This is a genomic window from Arthrobacter sp. efr-133-TYG-118, from assembly GCF_030209755.1.
In the GTDB taxonomy this organism is placed as follows: domain Bacteria; phylum Actinomycetota; class Actinomycetes; order Actinomycetales; family Micrococcaceae; genus Arthrobacter.
Genome location: NZ_JARVRH010000020.1, coordinates 129,698 through 146,664, shown reverse-complemented (window position 1 = coordinate 146,664; position 16,967 = coordinate 129,698). Strand labels below are relative to the sequence as shown.

The window sequence follows — 16,967 nt, the reverse complement described above, 5'->3', positions numbered from 1 at the left end:
TGGGCCCACGCCGCCCGGGTTCCCTGGCTGAGCGGAGCGAAGTCAGGGAGGTGGCGGGGACTAGGATTCATAGATAGCCTCCTGCCGAAAGTAGTCCCAACGAATGCCTTCCCGCTCTGACGACTCCTGGGAACTGGCGATTCAGACACCCGCCATTAACGACCGCTCCCTGGCGGCCGGCCTCGCCTATGCCATGGGAAGCCGGGTCAGCAGCATCACTTTCGATTCCGCCACGGGTCTGATGATGGGCAAGGTCAGGGGCAGTGGCCCGTCAGCGTATTCGACGTCGGCCAAGCTGGTCCGCAAGCCCGGCGGCTGGAGCTGCACCGTAGGCGTGTGCAGTTGCCCCGTCCGCAAGGACTGCAAACATGTGGCCGCCCTTCTCTTCGCCGCCGAAGACCATCCTGCCGTGCGGGCACAGCTGCTGAGCGCGCCTGCGTTCGGGCAGACGGCCCAGCCTGGGGGAATCGTGCAGCGGCCGGCCTGGGAGCAGGCACTCAGCAAGCTCATCGCCACTCCGGGAACCGCAACGCAAGGCCAGGGCCTCCCCTTGGCGCTGGCGTTCGAGGTGGAAGAACCTGCCCCGCATTTCTCTTACACAGGCCGGCGGGATCCGCTGCGCAGCGTGCGCCAGCTCAAGGCCCGCCCGGTGATGATGGGCGCCAAGGGCAAGTGGATCCGGGGCGATGTTTCCTGGACCAACCTGAACTATCTCGGCTACAAGCGCGAGTTCAACGAAGCCCATATCGACTGGATGCAGAACTTCCTGGCCGCGCATTCCACTGCTGACTACCGGCAGCTAACTTCCAGCATGTGGATGCTGCTCAACGAATTCGCCGGAAAGAACCTGTGGAGCCTCATAGCTGAGGCCGGGAAGATAGGGGTCGCGCTCATCCACTCCGGCGGAGCCGAACCGGTCCGCATTGCTGCCGAGCCCGCCGTCGTCGGGCTCGACCTTAGCCGGCCCGACGACGGACTGCAGCTCGCGCCGTCGGTGACCTTGGGCGGGGAGGCCCTTGATCCGGCCACTTTGGGCTTGATCGGCCGCCCGGCGCATGGCTTGTTCTTCACCGGTCCCGGCGAGGGGCACTTGCCCGGCGTATCGGCACCCGAGAACCTCATCACGCTGGCTCCGTTGGAGGGCGGCGAGTCGCAGGAACTCCTCGATTTCGTCATGGGCGCATCCCGGCTCCAGATCCCGGCGAAGGACGAAGAGCGATTCCTCACGGCGTTCTATCCGAAACTCAAGCAGTCCACCCGGGTCACGGCAGCGGACCATTCAGTGGAGTTGCCTGTCCTCGCCGTGCCCACGCTGTCCCTGCTGGCGGACTACGGTTCCGACCACCGGGTGCGGCTGCACTGGGAATGGCATTACAAGGCCGGCAAGCTCGTGACGGCCCAGCCCCTCTGGCGGCACCCGGACGATCACGGCTACCGCGACGACGCCGAGGAAGCCCGGATCCTGGAGTCCCTGGGCCGGCCGTGGGATGTGGTTGCCGCGCTGGGCGAATCCTCGAGCGGAGGATGGGGGGCTCCACGGCTGGCCGCCTCGGTAGCGCTGGACGGCCTGGACACCCTGGCCTTCACCGAGGAGGTACTGCCCCGGCTCCGCGAGCTGCCCGACGTCGTCGTGGACACCTCGGGCGAGATCGCCGACTACCGCGAGGCCACCGAGGCTCCCGTCGTCTCCATTTCGACCAAGGCCACCGACAGCCGCGACTGGTTCGATCTCGGCATCGTCATCACGCTCGAGGGCGAACCTGTGTCCTTCGCCGCGGTGTTCTCCGCCCTCGCGGCCGGCCAGAGCCGGATGTTGCTGCCCAGCGGCGCCTACTTCTCGCTGGACCTGCCCGAACTGCACCAACTCCGCGCGCTGATCGACGAGGCCAGGTCCTTGCAGGACAACCCCGACCGGCACGGCACCCTGCAGATCAGCCGCTTCCAGGCCGGGCTCTGGGATGAGCTCGCGCAATTGGGGATTGTGGACGAGCAAGCGGCCGCATGGCGCGAGGCCGTGGGCGGCTTGCTCGACGACGGCGTGACCGGGCTACCGCTGCCGGGCTCGCTTGATGCCGAGCTCCGTCCGTACCAGCTGGAGGGCTTCAACTGGTTGAGCTTCCTCTACCGGCACAGCCTGGGCGGCGTCCTGGCCGACGACATGGGCCTCGGCAAGACGGTGCAGGCGATTGCTTTGATGTGCGCGGCGAAGGAGAAGGCTGAATCCGCCGCGGACGGCGCGGGCGGCAGCGCTCCCTTTTTGGTGGTCGCGCCTACCAGCGTCGTGGGCAACTGGGCCGCCGAGGTCCAACGCTTCGCGCCCGGCCTGAGCATAAAGACCGTCGGAGAGACCTTCGCCAAGAGCGGCACGGATCCGCAGGAAGCCATGGCCGGAACCGACGTCGTCATCACTTCCTACGCGCTATTCCGGATCGACTACGAGGCCTACGCGGCCAAGGAATGGGCCGGGCTGATGCTCGACGAGGCCCAGTTCGTGAAGAACCACCAGTCCAAGGCGTACCAGTGCGCCCGGAAACTCCCGGCATCCTTCAAGCTGGCCATCACGGGAACGCCACTTGAAAACAACCTCATGGAGTTCTGGGCGCTGACCTCTATTGTCGCACCCGGGCTATTCTCCAGCCCGCGCCGCTTCGCTGAGTACTACCAAAAGCCTGTCGAAAAGAACGGCGACAAGGCCCAGCTCGCCAAGCTCCGCCGTCGGGTCCGCCCCCTGATGATGCGCCGCACCAAGGAGCAAGTCATCAAGGACCTGCCGCCCAAGCAGGAGCAGGTGCTGGAAGTGGTGCTGAACCCGCGGCACCAGAAGGTGTACCAGACGCATCTGCAACGTGAGCGGCAGAAAATCCTTGGGCTCATCGACGACGTCAATAAGAACCGCTTCACTATTTTCCAGTCGCTCACCCTGCTGCGGCAGCTGAGCCTGGATGTCTCCCTGGTGGACGAGTCCCTGTCCGCAGTGCGCTCGTCCAAGCTCGATGTGCTGTTCGAACAGTTGGAGGACCTCGTTGCGGAGGGGCACAGGGCCCTCATTTTCAGCCAGTTCACGGGATTCCTGGGCAAGGTCAGGGAGCGGCTCGACGCGGAGGACATCGAGTATTGCTACCTCGACGGCAGCACCCGGAACCGGGCCGACGTCGTGAGCGAATTCAAGAACGGCGCAGCGCCCGTGTTCCTCATTTCCTTGAAGGCCGGCGGCTTCGGCCTGAACCTCACCGAGGCCGACTACGTCTTCCTGCTGGACCCATGGTGGAACCCGGCTTCTGAAGCGCAGGCCGTGGACCGCACCCACCGGATCGGGCAGGCGAGGAACGTGATGGTCTACCGGCTGGTGGCCAAGGACACCATCGAGGAAAAGGTGATGGCGCTCAAGACGAGGAAGTCGAAGCTGTTCGCGGATGTCATGGAAGGCGATGCCCTGACTGGTGGCGCCCTGACAGCGGAGGACCTGGCCGGCTTGTTCGCGGAGTAGGGATGCGCGCCTGAGGAACGGCCAGGACCGCCGCTATTCACTTTTGATGCCACAAATGTGAATAGGGAGCGACTAACTCACCGTTTCAGGAGGCTATATGGATGCCTCCGTGATTCGTTCCGTCCTGGGCCACCTCCTTCGGCATATCGAGTTCCGAACGGCCGTCACTTGATGTATACAATTGAAGGCGGCCTGAGCAAATACAGGGTTGCCGAAGGGGGAACCATGGAGGGCAGCGATGCACAGCCAGAGATGCAGGCAAGCATCGACAAGGCTGTGGAATGGGTGGACACTGACGCGTCGGGCCATCAACACAACTCCGCGATCATGCGCTGGGTCGAGGCTGCCGAGGCAGAGCTCTTCCGCAATCTGGCGCTTCCGGAGTACTTCCCGAGTGCTCCGCGAGTGCAGCAAGTAGTCAATTACACGGCCAAGCTGTGGTTTGGCCAACGGGTGACGACAACCGTGAAGATCCAAAAAGTCGGCCGTACGTCCATGACCCTTGCGTTCGAGGTCCATGGCCACGCACATCCAAACTCGCCGGGCGGCCTGGCTGCACATGGGACATTGACCACAGCACACGTGCCAGCGGGCTCAGCCTCAGCCCAGCCGTGGCCGGAACGGATCCGGCAGGCGGCCGCACCGACAGTCCCGAAGATCGGGGGTTCTGAACGATGATGGACGTGCCCGCTCCCTCCGTGCGCCACCAGCAACTGATCGTCACCCTGTATGGGCTCTACGGCCGTAGTTCGAGCGACGCCCTCCCTGTCTCCGTGCTGATTTCCATGCTGGGCGACCTCGGCTACGATGCGCCGGGAGTCCGTTCCTCAGTCTCGCGGCTCAAAGCCAAGGGTGTCCTCAAAAGTGTCCGCCAGGACGGCGTCGCCAAATACGAACTGTCCGACACTGTTCTGGATGTTTTCCGCGAGGGCGACCGGAGAATCTTCGCCGCCGATCGCTCCGCCCAGCTGGAATCCTGGGTCCTCGCGGTGTTCTCCGTCCCCGAAACAATGCGGAACCGCCGGCACCAACTGCGGTCAGAGCTTTCCGGGCTCGGTTTTGGGTCCGTGGCATCGGGGGTATGGATCGCACCGGCCCAGGTACTTGAACAAGCCCGTGAGCGGCTTGCCTCGCGCGGGCTTGTTCAGTTTGTGGACTTCTTCCGCGGCGACTACTTGTTTGAGGGCCCCATGCGGCCGAAGGTGGCCGAATGGTGGGACCTGAAGGCCATCGACGAGCAATTCGCCGAATTCCTGGATCTCTACGAAGGGGCCGGAGACCTTTGGGCCGGACTGGTAGGCCATGATCCCGGAGCCGCCCTGGCCAACTCGACGGCCCAGCTGCGCCGGGATGCTTTTCGCTACTACATCCCCATGCTGACCCTGTGGCGCCGCTTCCCGTACCGGGACCCGAACCTGCCGCTGGAATACCTCCCGAAGGATTGGCGCGGTCCGGCGGTTCGCGAGACGTTCCAGGCGGTTCATCGCCTTGCCGCGCCCCTCGCGGCCGCGCACGCGCACGAACTCATCCACGGTAATACGGACCTGGTGGCACCCTAGTGCGATCCAGCGAGGCAACAAGGACGTTGACATACCGCCGAGTCGACTGTTAAGTTCGCGCACAGGTCTCGCGGCCAACGCCACGCGGGGTCGTCTCGTCCCGCCTCATCGGGAAGCAACCTTCAAATAGTCGGGGAATTGTGTACGAATCCATCGCTCCGGACGAGCTTGACTTGGCGTTGTTGGAGTCACTGCAGCGCGCGCCGCGCGCGCCATGGGCTCTGATCTCCCAGGCTCTGGACGTCGCGCCAATCACTTTGGCTCGCCGGTGGGACCGCTTGCGCGAAGCCGGGCTCGCTTGGGTGAGCGCTACGCCCGGTCCGGCTTTTCACACTGTTGGCGTGACCGCGTTCGTCTTGATGTGGTGCCGTCCACGGCTTCGGGAAAAATTGGTCGTAAGGCTGCAGAACGACCCTTCGGTGGCGACCTTGGAAATCACGGGGGGCGCGCCCGATCTTTCCATGACGGTGTTCTCGAGCAGCCTCTACTCGCTTCACGAGAGTGTATTGAGCCGGCTGGGGAGCTATCCCGGAGTTGACCGTGTCGAAGTGTCGATTGTAACCACACTGTACGGAGAGGGTAGCCGCTGGCGGCTCCGCGCGATGGACGCCGGTCAGGTAGGCAGGCTCGCATCAGTAACTTCACGGGATACGCTCGACCGCCGGGAGATGCCGCAGCTGGATCCAGTGGATCGTTCTCTGCTGGACGCGTTGGTGATTGACGGCCGAATGGCCTTCCAGGATTTGGCGGCACAGGCGGGCGTGACCCCGGCGACCGCCCGGCGTCGCGTGGGCCGGCTTGTTGACAGTGGGGTGGTGCGAGTCAGGTGCGATCTTGCCGCGCCAGTGTTTGGTTGGCCCATCTCGGCAACAATCTGGGGCAAGGTTCCGGCGAACAGGCTTCAGGAGGTGTGTCGGAGCTTGGCAGGATCGTCTCAAGTTCGCGTCGCGGCGGCAACGACAGGACCCAACAACCTCATGGCGACCTGTTGGCTCCACTCGCTGGGAGAGATCGAGGCGGTAGAGGCAACCCTGCTTGAGCGGTTTCCCTTTGTGGTTGTGTCTAATCGGGTTATCGATCTGCGGTCCGTCAAGCGAATGGGCAGGCTTCTCGGAGAAAATGGTCGGTCCGCGGGCGTGGTCCCGCTCCGGCCTTGGACGGACTGAGCCCAACCAGCCGGAGCGAGGATCGTTTTCCTACAATTTTGGCCGTGTTGTTGCTGAATTCAAACAAATTTCTGCCTCTTATGATCGTTGACCTCAGACTTTTCTTAAAGCGCGACAACGCGCAAGCACTGAGTGAGATCCATAGGAGTGACAAAATGGCGCAAACGCGAATCGGACAAGACCCTGCGGCCTCCCCCGCGACGTCTCGCGGTGGCCTGGTTAAGGACGGACCGTCCAGTCCCGCAAACACGGCTGACGCCCCCCTGGCCGAGCCGAGGTTGCGGGCTCACGATCGGATCGCTCTGATCGGTTCGCGCTTCGGGCTGATTATCACCTGGGCCCTGATGATCGTGGCCTTTGGCGTGCTCCTGCCCGGAGTTTTCCTCTCAGGCTCGAACTTGGGTTACCTCCTCAGTTCGCAGGCCACGGTCCTGATCGTGGCAATCGCCGTGACCATTCCCATGGCCGCCGGGGAGTTCGATCTGTCGTCGAGCGGTGTAGTGGTGATCACGGTGGTCACGATGGGATATCTAAACGTCATCCAACGGTGGCCGCTGATGCCGACAGTGCTCGTGGCGCTGGCAATTGGGTTGGTGGTCGGATGCGTGAACGCCTTCTTCGTCGTCCGAATCGGGATCAGTTCACTCATTGTCACGCTCGCGATGACCTCGGTGCTCATCGGCTTCGCTCTGGGGCTGAATAACCTCACCGTCACCGGCATCTCTGTGGACCTGGTCGATGCCGCCCGAAGCACTGTGGGCGGGATCCAGCTCGTCTTTTTCTACGCCCTGGGTGTGGTTGTTGTGGCGTGGTACTTCTTCCAACACACGCCCATCGGCCGCAGCCTGTACTTCACAGGTGCCGGGCGAGAGGTAGCTCGCCTGTCCGGAGTTCGAGTGGACGCGATCCGAGCCGGGTCCCTCATCGTATCCAGCCTTCTTGGCGCGGTGGCCGCAGTTCTGCTTACCGGCGTGCTCGGCTCGGCTGACCCAAACGTTGGTACCAGCTACGCGCTCGCACCGTTCGCGGCCGCGATGCTCGGATCCACCAGTTTCACGCCCGGCCGTTTCAACATCTTAGGAACGGCGGTCGCAACATACTTCCTCGCAACCGGCATCACCGGGCTTCAGCTCTTGGGACTGGCTGGCTGGGTGACGCAGGTGTTCTACGGCATGGCCCTGATCCTGGGAGTCGCCCTCTCAACGTTTGCGGCTCGCCGCAACGGCCGAACAAATCGCGCATAAGCATCCAAGAACAATGTCGTTCTCGACCCAAACAAATTTAGGTGATTTCAAATGATGAGACAGAAACGTACAGCCATCCTGCCCATCGTGATTTCCGTTGCGCTCCTGGGCATGACGGGCTGTCAACGAGCGAGCGAGGGCACAAATGCCGGGGGGTCCTCAAGCCCGGAAAGCGTCGCCACCAAGGCGCTAGCCCTCGACATCGCGCCGGTGACCGCTAGCCCCAAGATCCCGTCGGTCAAGAACGGGACTTCCTTACGGGGCAAAAACATCAGGTTCATCGCGAGCGGCCTCAGTTTCCCGTTCAGCCAGGACGTTCTTGCCGGCGTCAAGGAGGGCGCCGCGGCTGCGGGTGCCACCGTCACTGTTTCGGACAGCGAGGGCGATCCTCCGAAGGCCGCTTCCCTCGTAGATCAGGCAGTCGCCCAATCCGTCGACGTCATCCTGCTTCAGGGCACGCCCCCGAAGAGCGTTGCATCGAGCATCACCGGGGCCAAAAGCCACCGGATCCCCGTGATCAGTGTCGGCAGTGACGCGCCGGGCAAGGTCTCTAAGGAACTTGGCGATATCGGTGTATTTGCCTACGCGTCGGCAACGAACGACGTGGGTACACGGCAGGCCAACTTCGTGGCTGCAGACTCGTCGTGCCACGCAGGTGTGCTCTACCTGGGCTCTTCGAGCTTCGGAACCTCGAGTTCCGATGTGGTCGACCAGTTCACGAAACAGTTCGCCCAGTTGTGCCCCGATGCCAAGGTCGCCGTGCAGGACGCACCTTTGGAAGCTTGGTCGTCTCTCCTGCAACCGCAGGTCAACGCGTTTCTGCAGCGCAATCCAGAAACCCGCTACGTTGTGAGCCTCGTCGACGACATGAATCTGGCGATCAAGCCGTCGATCACCGGGCTCGCAGGCCGAAACATCCGCTTGGTGGGCTCGAACGCCATTGTCGGGGCAATGAGCGGGCTCCAGGACAAGGCGGACCCGGAGGCGGCGACAGTAGGGACCAACCTCTACCAAATGGGGTGGGCTGCGGTTGACCAGGCGATGCGCGCGATCGCAGGCGAGGATGCGGTTGCAGACGAGCAGGTCCCGAACCGGACATTTACGCGGGCCAACATCGACACGATCGACCTCGCGAAGAAGTCCGGCGACTGGTACGGCTCGTTCGATTTCCGTACCTTCTACACCCGGCTCTGGCAAGGGTGATCAGTACCATGAACTCAACGAACCAGGAGCCCCTGCTTCGGGCCGAGCATCTCACTAAGTCCTACGGGGCCCGTCCCGTCCTCAAGGAGGCATACCTCAACATCGCGTCCGGTGAGATCCATGCCCTCCTGGGCGAGAATGGCTCAGGCAAGTCCACACTGATCAAACTCCTCGCCGGCCAGATCGCCCCGGATGGGGGCTACACGGCAGACAATGCTCCCTGCGTCACGGTGTCCGGCCGGTCGGAGGGCCTCCCGATCGACCCTAAGACGGCAGAACGCCTGAAGCTTGGATTTGTGCACCAGGATCTCGGCCTGGTCCTCTCGTCCACCGTCATGGAGACGCTCGGGCTAGGCCGTTACCGAACACAGTGGGGAAGGATCAGCTGGCGCGCCCAACGGTCCTATACCGAGGAGACCCTCCGACGTTATGGGCTCGGGCTCTCGCCCGACGCGGTGGTCGGACGCCTGTCCGCAGTAGAGCGGGCCATGCTGTCGATCATCAGGGGCATCGAGTCCATAAGCGGCGAAGAAAGGGGTGTGCTCGTCCTGGACGAACCCACAGCCTACCTCCCGGCGGACGCGGTGCACCAGCTATTCGAGGTCCTCCGCAGGATCAAGGCCACCGGTAGCTCGGTGGTGTTTGTGACGCACCGACTCGACGAAGTGAAGGATGTTTGCGATCGGGCAACCATCCTGAGGTCAGGAGAAGTCGTGGCAACCATGGACGTCGCGTCGGCGACTACCGACGACCTCATAACGGCCATCCTTGGCACGGAGCTCACGAACCTCTATCCGTCCGAACATACGACCGTGACTGAGCCCGTCCTACGGGCTACAAATCTCAGCGGAGCAGAAACGCGTGATGTCTCATTCGTGGCGTCCCGCGGAGAGATCCTCGGGCTGACGGGCCTCGTGGGAGATGGTTTCGAGGAGATCATCGGTCTGTGCTTCGGTGCCAGCCGCGGAGCAGGGAAAGTCGAAGTCAAAGGCACGGAAGTCGCGCAGAAGTGGCTTCGACCGCGCCGTGCCATGAGCATGGGGATGGCGTATATCCCCGCAGATCGGGCGACCTCCAGCGGACTCATGGCGGCTTCGGCGGCCGAGAACCTCACGATGGCCACCATGAGGCGTTACTGGCGTTCGGGTCGCATGGCCTACTCAGAGGAGCACAAGGACGCAATCGAGGCGATGCGCCGTGTTGGGTTGCGGCCGCTGGCGCCCGATCTGCCCCTGAGCTCGTTCAGCGGCGGCAACCAGCAAAAACTAATCCTTGCCAAGTGGCTGCTCACCCGTCCCCACGTTCTCTTCCTCCACGAACCGACCAACGGCGTGGACGTGGGAGCAAAGAAGACTCTCTTTGACCTGATCAACCGCGCAGCCCGAGACGGCTGCTCCGTCGTGATCGCGAGCAGTGAATACGAGGATCTCGCCCATCTTTGTCATCGAGTCATTGTCATCAAGAACGGGGCCGTCTCCGGAGAGCTGACCGGGGATCAGCTAACCACCGATGCCATCACCCACCGCTGCCTCGCCTCCACAGCGACGCCTGCCACATCGTGAAACCAACATTAAGGAATCCCGCAATGAGCGTATTCGAGGTCGGATCCCTCCACGTACCCGCAGGGGAACTGCGACACGGTCGCCTGACCGCTACCACGTCCGCCTCCGGACAAGTGGTCAGTGTGCCGGTGAGCATCATGCACGGGGCGGAGCCTGGTCCTGTCCTTCTTGTCACTGGAGCCACGCATGGCACTGAAATCACGGGAACACGAACACTTCTCAAGCTCATCGCGCGCATTGACCCGGCGAGGCTGCGAGGAACATTGATCTCAGTTCCGGTGACCAATCCCCTTGCTTTCGACCGGGCGACCTACGCCTCTCCCGAGGACGGCATCCACCTGGGAATGCCGTGCTACTGGCCCAGCGACCCAGCCGGATCACCAACGCTGCGGATAGGGGCGCAAGTCCGCAGTCTCTTCGATGTCGCGACTCACTACATCGACTTGCACAACAACGCGGAGCCGGCGGTGCCCATGTCGATGGAGTTCGCGGCGCAGTGCTCCTCACCCGAGGTCCGCCAAGTCCAGCGCGCAATGGCGGAAGCTTTCGGCGTCACCCCGGTTCTGATGACCGACCCAGAGGACGGTACCGCGGAGAAGGTGGGGTCCGTGGACGGCCAGCCCGCTGCTGCCTCCTCAGCACATGGTATTCCGGGGCTGATGGTCGAGTTGCTCGACGAGCATGGACACCAAGGATACGAAGCGGGTGTCCGAGGTGTCCTCAACGTCATGTCCAAGCTAGGAATGTTGGAGGAACCAGTTGCACCCCAGTTGGTGGAAAGGCTCCAAGGAAGTTTCACCTACCATGGGGTACTCACCTCCCGCGAGTCAGGTGTTCTATTCCCGGTTTGCGATCCAGGAACAGTTATGGAGCAAGGCAGCGTTGTTGCGCACATCGTGGGCATGGATGGGTCGGTGTTGGAAGAGGTCAAGATGCCCGTCACGGGATTCGTGTGGGCTTTCCTGACGACGGCGCCAGGGGGCGGGTCCTTTGCCGTGCCCGAAGGCCATGCTGTCGGATTCGTTGCGGCGGCCGACGTATGAGCGCCAACGCAGCCATCCCCGAGACCATAGGTGCATCTGCCACCAGGAATACCCAACTCCGAAACGCCATTAAAGAGGCAGTGCAAGCGGAGATAGAGGCTTTTCGCGACCAGGCGATCGACCTCAGCCATCGCATCCACGGCATGCCCGAACTCGGTTTTGCCGAGTTTAAGTCCAGCAGGGAAGTCGCGAACGAGCTGCGCGCAGCCGGATTCACAGTGACAGAACGCGCCTTTGGGCTGGACACCGCGATCTCCGCAGTTGCCGGAGCAGGCTCCTTCAAAGCGATCGTGGTGGCAGAGTATGACGCATTGCCAGAGCTTGGCCACGCCTGCGGCCACAACCTGATCGCAGCATGCGCAGTCGCTGCGGCTGTGGGACTGAAGGGCGTGGCTGAGCAGCTCGATCTCACGGTCGAAGTGTTGGGCACCCCGGCAGAGGAGACCGGCGGCGGCAAGATCCTGATGCTGGAACAAGGTGCATTCATCGGCGCCGACATGGCCATGATGATTCATCCTGCGCCATTCGAAGACGCCTCACCAGGCTTCCTCGCCAGCACCGGTTTCTCCTTCGAGTTCTCCGGTAAGAGCTCGCACGCCGCGGCATCGCCATGGGAGGCAGCGAACGCCGCCGACGCATCGACCATCGCGCAGGTCGCCGTCGGTTTGCTTCGCCAGCAGCTCCCCAACGACACCCGAGTCCATGGTGTTGTCACGAATGCCGGTTCTGCTGCCAACGTGATCCCGGGAAGTTCCGCGGGTGTGTACGGGATCAGAGCCCAGACCCTTGCGGACCTTGAGGATATGGTCCCACGTGTCGAGGCCTGCTTCACGGGGGCAGCCCTCGCGGCCGGCTGCACAGTGGAATTGGAATGGGAACTGACATACCCGAATGTTGTGCAGTCGCCGCGGCTGGCCTCGCTGTATCAGCAGAATGCGGAGGCCCTAGGCCGAAGCTTTCCGCAGGATCCGGAAGCCCGCGCATTCCGTGCCTCCACCGACTTCGGCGCCGTCTCCCAAGTCGTCCCAAGCCTTCATCCGCACGTCAAGATTTGTGACTCGCCTGTGTCCAACCACCAGTCCGCGTTCACAGAAGCTGCAGCCTCGGAGCGAGCTGATCAGGCGCTCATCGAAGGCGCGATCGCGATGGCTTGGACGGTTGTGGACGCCGCGCTGACACGAATTCGGCCGTGACTCACTGGAACTCTGCGGCAACACAGTTCTGGCGGGCAAGTCCAGGCAGCGCGCAGGTGGGCCGGCCGCAATGCGGCCGGCCCACACCACGCCCTAGGAGTTCGCGGCCCCCTCCAGGTTCCGGTCGCCGTCGAAATCGGAGCCGACGACGGCGGATCCGCCGGCGGTGCCGGTTGCAGAACCGTCGGAGTCGGACTCTGCAGTTCCCTGAGCGGAGCCTCTGCGGCCCTTCTTCAGGACGAAGTGGAGGACGACGATACCGATGGCGAACGGAACCCCGAAGATCAGTGTCATCCGGAAGGCGTCAACGAAGAGGGTGGTGACCATGATGGCAACCATGAGGATCGCTCCGGCCCAGGAGGCCACCGGGTAAAACCGCAGCTTGTACGACAGAGCCGTCCCGTCGCGCTTCGCTGCCTGTCGGAACGCCAGATGGGTCACGAAGATCATGAGCCACGTGGCCATTGCCCCGAACATGGACAGCGCCATCATGAAGGTGAAGCCTGACTCCGGATTCAGGGCGTACACGCAGGCCGCCACGGCGATTCCACCTGTGCAGAGGATCAGTGCATTGACCGGGGAACCGTTCTTGTGAAGCCGCCCGAACACGGCGGGCGCCTGCCCTGCGCGGGACAAGCTGAACATCATGCGCGTGGAGATGTAGAGCTGCGAGTTCATGGCCGAAAGCGCAGCAACAATCACCACGACGTTGATGACTGAATCGGCGAACGGAATGCCAATGACCTGCATGACGGTGACGAAAGGGCTGTTTCCGGCAAGGATCTGGCTGACAGGTGCAATGGCCAGGATCAGCGCCAGGGTCAGGATGTAGAAGAGGAAGAGACGGAATACAGTGACCTTGAACGCCTTCTTGACGGCCGTTCCCGGATCCTTCGCTTCACCGGCGGCAATGGCGATCATCTCCACCGAGAGGTAGCTGAAGATCGCCACAATCACGGCCACCCACATGCCGGACACGCCGTTGGGGAAAAACCCGCCCTCGGCAGTGTAGTTATGGATTCCGTAGCCGGCCTCTCGCTTTCCAAAGATCAGGATGGCGGCGAGCAGGATGAATCCGAGGATGGCGAACACCTTGATGCTGGAGAACCAGTATTCCAGGGTGCCGAAAGCCTTGACGTTGAACATGTTGACCGCGATGAGAACGCCGGCAAACAACAGGATCCAGACCAGCGGAGGAACTCCCGGGAACCAGAGCTTCATGTAGTCCCCGATCGCAAGCACTTCGGTGCCCACGGCCAGCACAACGCAGGACCAGTAGAGGTACTTCACCAGGAATCCGGCGAGGGGCGAAATGTAGTGCTCGGCGAAAGCCCCGAAGGACCCGGTGGTTGAATGGGCCACGGTCATCTCAGCCAGCGCGCCCATCAGCATCACGGCGATCAGGCCACCGATCGCATAGCTCAGCAGGACGCTGGGTCCGGCGAAAGATATGGCGAACTTGCTTCCGAGGAAAAGCCCAGTGCCGATCGCGCCGCCCAGCGCGATCATGGTCAACTGTGGGCTGGTGAGTTCGCGCTTGAGTCCGCGTTCGCGGTTTTTAATCAGGTCGAAGCTGTGTGACATCGTTGTCTCCTTGCTCGAAAGTTCTTGGGGAGTTGCGCCGCAGGGGCTAGCGCTCCGGAATGACGGCGATGCCTTGGATCTCGATGAGGGCTTCCTTCTGCCACAGCCGGGTGACACCGATTCCGGCCATCGCGGGATACTCGGAACCGGCCATTTCGCGCCAGATCCGTCCGATCTCGCGGCCGTTGGCCATATAGTCGTCCACGTCGGTGAGGTAGATGGTCACACTGACCAGGTCCTCGGGTAATCCGCCCGCCTCGCGCAGGGTAGTCAGCACATTGGAAAACGCCTGGGTGAACTGTTCTACGATCCCGCCGGGAACGATGTTCATGGCTTTGTCCAGGGCCGTCTGACCACCCAAGAACAGAGTGTTTCCGGCAAGCATTCCGTGCGCAAAGCCCGACGGCTTTGGGAGCGACTCGGGATTGACGGTCTTGTGGCTCATATTGCTCCTCCTCTTGGTGGCGGCTGCGACATGTTCGAAAAAATCCCTGTGCAGATCATTCCCCGCCGTGCTACGTTGAGCATATGTGACGATCGTAAAAAAGTCGACACATTAGATTTAAGACACATCGGAATGAATGTAGGAATCGACAGCACACGAAGGGACAACACGCATGAAGCTGGCCACCTTACGGACAGCCGACGGGAGCACGACGGCGGCGCTCGCTATGGGCGGGAACAGTTACGTACCGCTGCCGGCCAACGACGTCGGAGCACTTCTCGACGTCCCGGGCTGGCGCGCCCTGGCGGAAGCAGCGTTTGTTGCAGCGTCTGGACCGGGAGTCGTTTCCGCACCTGCCAGCGAGCTGGCACCTCTGCTTCCACGGGCCGGAAAAGTCATCTGCTGCGGGCTGAACTACGGCGACCACATTCAGGAGATGGGCCGCGAACTGCCGGAATACCCCACGCTCTTCGCGAAGTACGCGGACACCCTTGTCGGGCCGGCTGACACCATCCATGTCCACGGCAGCGCGAAGGTCGACTGGGAAGCCGAGCTGGCCGTCGTGGTCGGCTCCGTGCTGTTCCGCGCGGACGAGGACCAAGCCCGCGCGGCAATTGCCGGGTACACAATCGCCAACGACGTTTCCATGCGCGACTGGCAGAACCGCACGCTGCAGTGGTTCCAAGGCAAGGCGTTCGACGGAACGACCCCGGTAGGCCCGGTCATGGTGACCGCGGACGAAGCGGACGGCGACTTTGAGGTCCGCGGCTACGTCAACGGTGAGCTCGTGCAGCACGGGAACACCAGCACCTTGGTGTTCGGACCGGCGAAACTCCTTTCCTACGTCTCCCAGTTCACCATCCTGCGCCCCGGAGACCTTGTCCTGACTGGTACGCCCGGCGGAGTAGGGATGGGTATGACACCGCCGCGCTTCCTGAACGACGGCGACGTCCTCACCACCGAAATCGACGGCATCGGAAGGCTGGAAAACCAATTCAGAATCCACGCACCCGTCCCCGCCAACGTCTAAGCCAATACCAAGCACTTCAAAGGAGTGACCACTATGAACACAACCGCTACCGACTACCGCCTCGAAGGCGACAACTCCATCTACGCCCAGGCCGACGGCAAGGTGGTGCCGGTCGTCACCCGCGCCGGTGAAGAAGATACCAACACTGCCCAGTCCGGCGACTGTGTCCGCGTCTCCGGCGTCAGCATCCAGCACACACCGGCCACCAAGATCTGGTTCGGGCAGGTCTCCAACGTTCCCGGCTACCGCTCCCTGCCGCACCACCACGGCGAAGCGGAAACCGGCGGCTACGTGCTCCGCGGCCACGGCCGCATCTACTTTGGCGAGAACTACTCCGAGTTCCTCGACATCAAGACGGGCGACTGGGTATTCGTCCCGCCGTTCATGCCGCATGTCGAGGCCAACATGTCAGTCACCGAAGAACTCGTGTGGCTGACCGCGCGCACCCCGGAGAACCTCGTGGTCAACCTCGAAGACGTTGCCGACGAGACCCTCGCAGACTTCCGCAGGGCCTGATGGACATGTCCACTGGAATCCTGACCTCGGAGACGTTCCTCAAAGCCATCGAGCTGACAGCCGTCCCCGCCCAGATTCACGACGAAGCCTACGAAGCCACCTCGCAGTACGTTCCGTGGCCCAAAGCCTACGGAGGGGACATGGTGGCCCAGGCCGCGGCCGCGATGATGCGATCGGTCGACGCTGACAGGCAGCTGCACTCAATGCACAGCTACTTCATGCGCCCCGTGGAGATCGGGGCCACGGTCCGCTACGAGGTCGAACGCCTCCGCGACGGCCGTGGATACTCGACCCGCAGCGTGCGTGGACACCAAAACGGCAAGACCGTGTACGCGGCGATGGGTTCCTTCCAGGTTCCCGAAGGCGGTCCGGAGTTCCAGCCTTTGGCGCCAACCGCCGTCGAACCCGAATCCCTGCGCAGTGCGGCCGAGGTGCTACAGGGGGTCGAGGGACCGGCTGCCGAGTACTGGTCCTCGAAGCGCAGCTTCGACATGCGACACATTCCCGGGCCGGTATATCTGCAGGTCGAAGGCGATTCTGTGCCGCATCAAGCAATCTGGGTGAAAGCCTTCGAGCAATTGCCCGACGCCGGTGACGAACACGCGACGGCAGATCTGCACCGAGCCGCGCTGGCATACGTCTGCGACTACACCATCCTCGAGCCTTTGCTCCGGGTGAACGGGCTCCACTGGTCCAGCCCCGGACTCGCCACGGCCAGCCTGGACCACTCCATGTGGTTCCACCGGGACGGCCGCGTCGATGACTGGGTCCTGTACGCACAAGAGGCCGTGTCCGGGCAAAGCAACAGGGGGCTGGCCACGGGCCGTTTCTTTGACAGGCAAGGACGCCTGCTGGCAACGGTTGCCCAAGAAGGCATGATCCGCGCCGGCTCCTGAACACCTTCGACTTATCCGCCGTATTACTGAAAGGAGTGG

General features: G+C 62.8%; 14 protein-coding genes and 1 pseudogene. 13 read left to right on the top strand and 2 right to left on the bottom strand.

The window, feature by feature from the left end:
• Window positions 1-103: 103 nt before the first annotated feature.
• The 10 genes and pseudogenes from QRN59_RS16780 to QRN59_RS16740 all read left to right on the top strand — a co-directional run bounded on the left by QRN59_RS16780 (window position 104) and on the right by QRN59_RS16740 (window position 12,457).
• Window positions 104-3,487: a DEAD/DEAH box helicase gene (locus QRN59_RS16780; protein ID WP_284983619.1), complete on the top strand. Its 3,384-nt coding sequence runs from the start codon at window positions 104-106 to the stop codon at window positions 3,485-3,487.
• A 171-nt stretch (window positions 3,488-3,658) separates the two neighbouring features.
• On the top strand, window positions 3,659-4,165 hold the full coding sequence (locus QRN59_RS16775; RefSeq protein ID WP_284983618.1) for an acyl-CoA thioesterase: 507 nt from the start codon (window positions 3,659-3,661) through the stop codon (window positions 4,163-4,165).
• Complete coding sequence (locus QRN59_RS16770; protein ID WP_284983625.1) at window positions 4,165-5,046, top strand: PaaX family transcriptional regulator; 882 nt, start codon at window positions 4,165-4,167, stop codon at window positions 5,044-5,046. The genes QRN59_RS16775 and QRN59_RS16770 overlap by 1 nt, the downstream gene beginning before the upstream one ends.
• Before the next feature lie 140 nt (window positions 5,047-5,186).
• Window positions 5,187-5,330 (top strand): annotated as a pseudogene (locus tag QRN59_RS24560) (Lrp/AsnC family transcriptional regulator); the annotation flags it as partial.
• A gap of 57 nt (window positions 5,331-5,387) precedes the next feature.
• Window positions 5,388-6,212: an Lrp/AsnC family transcriptional regulator gene (locus QRN59_RS16765; protein WP_284752882.1), complete on the top strand. Its 825-nt coding sequence runs from the start codon at window positions 5,388-5,390 to the stop codon at window positions 6,210-6,212.
• A gap of 155 nt (window positions 6,213-6,367) precedes the next feature.
• The gene (locus tag QRN59_RS16760) at window positions 6,368-7,456 is read left to right on the top strand and encodes an ABC transporter permease (RefSeq protein ID WP_284752881.1); all 1,089 of its coding nucleotides are present in this window, start codon (window positions 6,368-6,370) and stop codon (window positions 7,454-7,456) included.
• A gap of 51 nt (window positions 7,457-7,507) precedes the next feature.
• The gene (locus tag QRN59_RS16755) at window positions 7,508-8,659 is read left to right on the top strand and encodes a sugar ABC transporter substrate-binding protein (protein ID WP_284983617.1); all 1,152 of its coding nucleotides are present in this window, start codon (window positions 7,508-7,510) and stop codon (window positions 8,657-8,659) included.
• 8 nt (window positions 8,660-8,667) lie between these two features.
• Entirely contained in the window at window positions 8,668-10,221 is a 1,554-nt protein-coding gene (locus QRN59_RS16750; RefSeq protein ID WP_284983616.1) for a sugar ABC transporter ATP-binding protein, read from the top strand.
• 23 nt (window positions 10,222-10,244) lie between these two features.
• Complete coding sequence (locus tag QRN59_RS16745) at window positions 10,245-11,264, top strand: succinylglutamate desuccinylase/aspartoacylase family protein (protein WP_284983615.1); 1,020 nt, start codon at window positions 10,245-10,247, stop codon at window positions 11,262-11,264.
• Window positions 11,261-12,457 (top strand): M20 family metallopeptidase, encoded by a 1,197-nt coding sequence (locus QRN59_RS16740; protein WP_284983614.1) that lies wholly within the window; start codon window positions 11,261-11,263, stop codon window positions 12,455-12,457. The genes QRN59_RS16745 and QRN59_RS16740 overlap by 4 nt, the downstream gene beginning before the upstream one ends.
• A gap of 93 nt (window positions 12,458-12,550) precedes the next feature.
• Here the strand turns inward: QRN59_RS16740 and QRN59_RS16735 are convergent, their stop codons facing one another.
• Window positions 12,551-14,041 (bottom strand): amino acid permease, encoded by a 1,491-nt coding sequence (locus tag QRN59_RS16735; protein ID WP_284983613.1) that lies wholly within the window; start codon window positions 14,039-14,041, stop codon window positions 12,551-12,553.
• 46 nt (window positions 14,042-14,087) lie between these two features.
• Window positions 14,088-14,486 carry a RidA family protein gene (locus tag QRN59_RS16730; protein ID WP_284983612.1) on the bottom strand — a complete coding sequence of 133 codons (399 nt, stop codon included), beginning with the start codon at window positions 14,484-14,486 and terminating at the stop codon, window positions 14,088-14,090.
• Window positions 14,487-14,658: 172 nt separating this feature from the next.
• Here QRN59_RS16730 and QRN59_RS16725 point away from each other — a divergent pair, with 172 nt between their 5' ends.
• Genes QRN59_RS16725 through QRN59_RS16715 form a run of 3 tightly spaced genes read left to right on the top strand, consistent with a single transcriptional unit; the run spans window position 14,659 to window position 16,928 of the window.
• Window positions 14,659-15,516, top strand: coding sequence for a fumarylacetoacetate hydrolase family protein (locus QRN59_RS16725; protein WP_284983611.1), 858 nt, complete (start codon window positions 14,659-14,661; stop codon window positions 15,514-15,516).
• 33 nt (window positions 15,517-15,549) lie between these two features.
• Window positions 15,550-16,032, top strand: coding sequence for a cupin domain-containing protein (locus QRN59_RS16720; protein WP_284983610.1), 483 nt, complete (start codon window positions 15,550-15,552; stop codon window positions 16,030-16,032).
• 5 nt (window positions 16,033-16,037) lie between these two features.
• Window positions 16,038-16,928 (top strand): acyl-CoA thioesterase, encoded by an 891-nt coding sequence (locus QRN59_RS16715; RefSeq protein ID WP_284983624.1) that lies wholly within the window; start codon window positions 16,038-16,040, stop codon window positions 16,926-16,928.
• Window positions 16,929-16,967: the final 39 nt, after the last annotated feature.